The sequence below is a fragment of the Aquidulcibacter sp. genome (assembly GCF_049239865.1).
Lineage (GTDB): Bacteria > Pseudomonadota > Alphaproteobacteria > Caulobacterales > Aquidulcibacteraceae > Aquidulcibacter.
Window position 1 is genome coordinate 1 of the sequence record NZ_JBMLTR010000217.1, and the last position, 2,487, is coordinate 2,487.

The 2,487-nt window shown below is 57.1% G+C and carries 2 protein-coding genes and 1 pseudogene; all 3 read right to left on the reverse strand.

Annotated elements, in window-relative coordinates; translation table 11 throughout:
- A pseudogene (locus tag ACOVRA_RS14735) lies at positions 1–898 on the reverse strand (glutamine--fructose-6-phosphate aminotransferase); the annotation flags it as partial.
- A 134-nt stretch (positions 899–1,032) separates the two neighbouring features.
- Complete coding sequence (locus ACOVRA_RS14740) at positions 1,033–1,986, reverse strand: alpha/beta fold hydrolase (protein ID WP_421720959.1); 954 nt, start codon at positions 1,984–1,986, stop codon at positions 1,033–1,035.
- A 59-nt stretch (positions 1,987–2,045) separates the two neighbouring features.
- Positions 2,046–2,480 (reverse strand): VOC family protein, encoded by a 435-nt coding sequence (locus ACOVRA_RS14745; RefSeq protein WP_421720960.1) that lies wholly within the window; start codon positions 2,478–2,480, stop codon positions 2,046–2,048.
- Between the last annotated feature and the right edge of the window lie 7 nt (positions 2,481–2,487).

The following is a 2,487-nucleotide window of genomic DNA, read 5'->3' on the forward strand; positions in this document are numbered from 1 at the left end:
TGCCACAGCCAATGATCCATAATTGGTCGATCTGGGCGAAATCAACGCCAAAGTCGGGCAGGGTGACGCGCTCTTCTAAGGGGTCCACATAATGGCCAATGGTACGGGCAGCCGCATCAGGCTCCTCGTGGATTTCCTTCTGCATATAGTGGCGATAATTGCCCTTCTCGACGGCCGCCGCACTGGCGGCAACCGACTTGATCGGGCGCTCAACCGGATTGCGCGCAATGTCATAGATGGCATGGCTGTTCCGGCTGAGGACAACCAGATCGCCCTCCTCCAGATAGATCACGCGGTTGGTAAAGGGGGCAACGGCAATACCGTCTGAGCCCAAATACATCTCACCCTCGCCAACGCCAACCACCAAGGGGCTGCCTTGACGGGCGCCGACCAAAAGGTCTTCCTCACCCGTAAACAAGCACGCAATCGCAAAAGCCCCACGGACGCGCTTCAGGGCTTCAATCACAGCATCCTTTGGGCTGGCACCCAGATCCAAGGCACGCGACACCAATTGGGTGATGACTTCGGTATCGGTTTCTGAATCAAACGTGCGGCCTTCGGCTTCAAGTTCTGCCCGCAAAGTCCGGAAGTTTTCGATGATGCCATTATGCACCACCGCGACACGATTGGTCGCGTGGGGGTGGGCGTTGCGTTCAGACGGGGCACCGTGGGTCGCCCAGCGCGTATGGCCAATGCCAATGAGCCCAGGCAGAGGCGAGGCCACCAACACGTCTTCCAGATTCTTGATCTTGCCTTGGGCGCGACGGCGCTCAATCTTGCCATCTACCAAAGTAGCAATGCCCGCGGAATCATAACCGCGATATTCAAGCCGCTTCAGCGATTCAACAAGACGGGAAGTGACCGCCTCTTTGCCCAAGATTCCAATAATGCCGCACATAGATAAGCGCCTTTCAAGTCTTACAAGACTTATACGAGTGCAGTGTTGATAGAAACCTTAAGCCAGACACGCCACCCCTGATACTGTCACTCTTGGTGACAGCACGTTGCATCAACATTTCGAGGCCGTTCAAATCAGGGGGCAGGCTTTGGATAAACTTGCTGCAGGAAAGCCTCAACTTCCTTCGCCGTAGCAAGGGCCACTTCCTCCTGTGGCAAGTGACCAATATTGGGGTAGGAGACGAGCTTTGATCCCTTGATCTCTTGCGTAAAGCGCTTGGCGTCCGCGAACGGAATCCAGGGGTCAGCTTCACCCCAGATCACGAGAGTTGGCGCTGTAATGGTGGGGATTTGTTGATAGGCCGTGGGTGCGTCTGGGCCTGCCCGCATCCGGGTCAAGGTGGCTTGTCGATTGCCTTCGCGCATCAACAGGTCGTGGTACCGCTGCACCATTTCTGGCGTCACCAACGTATCATCCACCATGACTTGCTTAAGGTTGGCTTCAATCATGCCTTTGGTGGTGACACGGGAGAAAACGTCCCCAACAATGGGTGCACGTGCCAACCGGAAAATTAGAGGTGGCTTGCCCGTATCGCGGGGATAGCCAGCGGCATCCACCAGAATGAGGCCCGCAACTTTCTCGGGATGGACGAGCGCATAACGCCATGCCACGCCGCCACCCATCGAGTTACCACCCAAGACAAAGCGATCGACTTTGAAATGCTGGGCCAGATCGTCCACCACCTGCACATAGGTGGTACCGGAATAGACGCCACTCTTGGAAGGGCCAGTCAGGCCATGGGCCGGGAAGTCAAAGCTGATCACGCGCCAATTGTCTTTGAGCTGGCTAACCCAAGGCTCCCAAGTGTGGAGGGAAGCATTTGAGCCGTGGGCGAGGATCAGCACGGGGGCGTCGCGCTTGCCTTCATCCCGCACATGCAAACGGACGCCGTCGCTGATATTGATGAATTGCGACGTTGGCGACGTATAGCGCGCTTCAACGACCGCGCGCGGCAAATCCGGGCTACAGGCCACCGCCATGAGGCCAGCCATAGCCACCCAGATCAAAGCCAAAAATCGTTTCTGCATCGCGCCTGCCTCCCCAAGTATCATTATGTTTGTCGTGTGCGGGTCTAAGTTCAGCTACCTCACCATGCGCCGATGTTTGGCGCACTTGTCCAAGGCTCTTGCGGGGCTAGAGCAGCACCTCGCTGCAAGAGTTCAACCGAGATGCCATCTGGCGAACGCACGAAAGCCATATAACCATCCCGCGGTGGGCGGTTGATGATCACGCCACGAGCGGCCAGATGCGCACACAGGCCATAGATGTCATCGACGCGATACGCCAAATGGCCAAAATTGCGCCCGCCATCATAGGCATGCTCATCCCAATTATAGGTCAGCTCCACCATGGGCAGGCCACCGGGCAGGCCGCTTTGCGGGGCCTCGCCTTGCGCCTTGAATCGCTCGGCATCCACAGGGGCAGCAAGAAACACCAAAGTGAAGCGCCCTTTCTCATTCTCAGTCCGGCGAAGCTCGACCAGTCCCAAGCCGCCACAAAAGAAATCTAAGGCGGCGTCCAGATTGCCG